Here is a 2,907-nt window from a genome sequence, read left to right as displayed (position 1 = left end):
GTTTATAACATTATTGTTCGTATTATTCCTGCTGGTCAGGATCGGTTTATCCAATGCCCGGATCAAACGTAGCTGGGATGGTTGGCTTCTGGGTATGCCCTTTGTCGGTCAACTGCTCGCAAAATTTGAAGTTTCACGATTCTCGCACGCGCTGGGATTGATGGCGGCTAACGGTATACCGTTGTTAAGCGCATTGAGCAAAGCACAAGCGGTCATTTCCAATAGTGCGTTGTCCGGCGACGTGGAGAAAGTAAAAACCAATCTGGAGCAGGGCGGCAGTATGTCGGAAGTATTCATGAACAGTAAACATTTCCCGCAAGTCGCGGCTCACATGATCAAGGTCGGCGAAGAATCCGGAAGGCTTGATGACATGATGCAACGAATCGCCGAGTTATGTGATAGCCAGGTTAAAGTAGCATTGCAAAGACTGGTAAGTCTCGTGGAGCCGGTGCTTGTTATTGGGCTGGGAGTGCTAGTAGCCGCCATCATCATATCGATATTAACTGCGGTTCTAAGTATCAATGACCTGGTATTTTAAACGCATCGATTCACAGTCAGGATATTGTAAGTATTCGAGGGTAGAGGTAGAAGAGTATGAATAACTACATGAAAAATACATTGAAGGGATTCACCTTAATTGAGTTGTTGGTCGTGATGTTGATACTTGGCCTGCTGGCAGGCATCGTGGGTCCGCAAGTGATGAAATATGTCGGGGAGTCCAAGTCGAAAACTGCACGTATACAGATAGAGGATCTTTCTGCCAGTCTCGACCTGTTTCTACTGGATACGGGCAGGTATCCCACTACCGAAGAAGGCTTGCAAGTGCTGGTGGCAGTCGATCAAGGGATTCAAAACTGGAATGGACCTTATCTTAAAAAACAACGCTTGCCTCTTGATCCTTGGGGTAACGATTACAACTATCGTTATCCCGGTGAACATGGTGTTTACGACCTGTTTACTCTGGGTGCCGACAATGCTATCGGTGGAAAAGGAGAGGGGGTAGATATTAACAGCTGGGAATAAGTCGGGATCATTGGACATGAACATACCCAACCGTCAGGGATGGCTTTCCAGTAATGGCTTTACCTTGTTGGAATTGTTAATGGTGCTGGTGCTGTTATCGTTGATGGTAATCGTCGTCCCACCATCATTATCACGGTCGACAACGGCTGAACTGAAAATATTGACACAACAGCTGGCAAGTGCCCTGCGCTATACACGCAGCAAGGCAATCGCCGCAAAAGCAGAAGCGACTTTTAACCTGGATGTGGAAGAGCGATGGTATCAGTATCCCGGCGTACCGCATGGTCAACAATTTCCTGAATCACTTAGGGTGAAGTTTACCGCGGCGCGCAAGGAGTTTGTCGATTCAACGACGGGGGCTATACGTTTTTATCCGGATGGTAGTTCTACGGGGGGAGAAATAGAGATTTCTCAGATGAACCGGGTGCAAACAATCACGGTGAGCTGGATTACCGGCAAGGTAAAGGTGCATGACTAGGCGATTCGATGCAATAAGAAAGCAACAGGGATTTTCATTACTGGAAATCCTGGTGGCTTTTACCATCCTGGTAATGTCGCTGGTGGTGATAACAGAAGTATTTTCAACGGGATTGCGTTCGGTGGCTTCAGCAATAAATTATCAACAAGTCGCATCCTACGCGGGATCCAAATTGGCGGAGTTGCGGGTCTCTGATTCGCTGACTGCGGGTACAGAAACAGGTCGTTTCAACGAGAGTTACCAATGGCAAGCGATTGTGAAAGAACCAGCCTGGTCAGATAAAAAGCTGCCATTCAAAGTCTATGAGATCACCTTGACGGTGTTATGGAAAGAACAGCATAAGGACAAAACCTATACCGTCTCTACCATAGGACTGGTGCACACATGACAAACTTGAAGTGCAGACAAACACCGTATACACAGAATGGCTTTACCCTGGTGGAAGTCATGATTGCCATCACGTTGTTGGCGGTGATGCTTGCCATTACGTTTAATGTGCTGAATTTCGCGGCCAGGGCCTGGGATAAAGGTGTGGTGCGGGCGGAAATCGCCAATCGGGTGCATGTCGTACAGAATTTGTTGCGCTCCGTATTTGCGCAAGCACAACCGATTGTCCTGGATATGGAGAATCGACAGGACACTTATCTGGCGTTCATCGGCCAGGAGAATGGTCTGCGTTTCGTGGCGCCTTTGTCGAGTGCACAAATATCCGGCGGCATGTATGTGCTGAATGTCGAATACGCAAAGCGTGAAGCGCAGGGTTTTCTCCTGCTGCGCTATCAACGTTATCACTATAACGAAAAAAGTTTTGAGACCGCCGATCCAGTTGATGCGGAGTTGTTGCTGGAAGACGTCGAGGCAGTGAATTTTCGTTATTTAGGTCCCGATAACGAGGGTGACGCTGTGTGGCATACGGAATGGTTAGCGCAAGATGTATTGCCTTACAGTATTGAACTGCATGTCAGGTTTTCGCGGAATGATCTGGAATGGCCGGTTCTGGTTGTGAACCCAAAAATGGCAGAAATACAATTGCTGCCACAAAGTATAGCTAGTTAGTGCTGACTAAATAATTGTATTAATTGAGTGGAAATCGACAGTTTTGAAAATGCACCACATTGACTCACATGACAAGCTCGAGTTTAGTCAGGGCGTTGCACTGGTAGTGGTGCTTTGGGCGCTGGTTTTATTGTCAGCCATATCGGTCAGTTTTATTGCCTATGTGCGCAATGAGATAAAGCTTACTCACAACACCCATGACACGGTGCGTGCGAATTTTCTAGCAGAGGCGGGAGTGTACCGCGGTATTGCAACCATGTTGCACAGCGATCCACAACAGCGTTGGCCTATTGATGGGACAATTAAGCGATTTGAATTATCAGAGGGTGGGGTAGCGGTAGCAGTGCTGG

Annotated in this window: 6 protein-coding genes; all 6 read left to right on the top strand. The window is 47.5% G+C overall.

From position 1 onward, the window contains the following. Positions 1–538, top strand: a 538-nt coding sequence (locus tag ACWVCM_RS08535) for a type II secretion system F family protein (protein ID WP_455201314.1), incomplete at its 5' end; no start/stop codon positions are given. A gap of 56 nt (positions 539–594) precedes the next feature. Continuing rightward, positions 595–1,023, top strand: coding sequence for a type II secretion system major pseudopilin GspG (gspG, locus tag ACWVCM_RS08530; RefSeq protein ID WP_455201313.1), 429 nt, complete (start codon positions 595–597; stop codon positions 1,021–1,023). Between the two features lie 16 nt (positions 1,024–1,039). Continuing rightward, positions 1,040–1,501, top strand: a complete 462-nt coding sequence (locus ACWVCM_RS08525) for a GspH/FimT family protein (protein ID WP_455201312.1) — start codon at positions 1,040–1,042, stop codon at positions 1,499–1,501. Continuing rightward, a complete protein-coding gene (locus ACWVCM_RS08520) occupies positions 1,494–1,889 on the top strand; it encodes a type IV pilus modification PilV family protein (protein WP_455201311.1) in 396 nt (131 codons plus the stop codon). Before ACWVCM_RS08525 ends, ACWVCM_RS08520 begins: the two co-directional genes overlap by 8 nt. Continuing rightward, positions 1,886–2,557, top strand: coding sequence for a prepilin-type N-terminal cleavage/methylation domain-containing protein (locus ACWVCM_RS08515; protein WP_455201310.1), 672 nt, complete (start codon positions 1,886–1,888; stop codon positions 2,555–2,557). Before ACWVCM_RS08520 ends, ACWVCM_RS08515 begins: the two co-directional genes overlap by 4 nt. Positions 2,558–2,606: 49 nt before the next feature. Further along, on the top strand, positions 2,607–2,907 hold a 301-nt coding region (locus ACWVCM_RS08510; protein WP_455201309.1), incomplete at its 3' end, for a hypothetical protein.

This window comes from Kaarinaea lacus, assembly GCF_975902315.1.
Note: the sequence above shows the minus strand (reverse complement) of the source record. Positions and strands in the feature narration are given on the sequence as shown.

Excerpts from the sequence above, each read along its gene's own strand:
- ACWVCM_RS08515 (WP_455201310.1), top strand. The coding sequence starts at position 1,886 with ATGACAAACTTGAAGTGCAGACAAACACCGTATACACAGAATGGCTTT.
- ACWVCM_RS08520 (WP_455201311.1), top strand. The coding sequence starts at position 1,494 with ATGACTAGGCGATTCGATGCAATAAGAAAGCAACAGGGATTTTCATTA.
- gspG (WP_455201313.1), top strand. The coding sequence starts at position 595 with ATGAATAACTACATGAAAAATACATTGAAGGGATTCACCTTAATTGAG.
- ACWVCM_RS08525 (WP_455201312.1), top strand. The coding sequence starts at position 1,040 with ATGAACATACCCAACCGTCAGGGATGGCTTTCCAGTAATGGCTTTACC.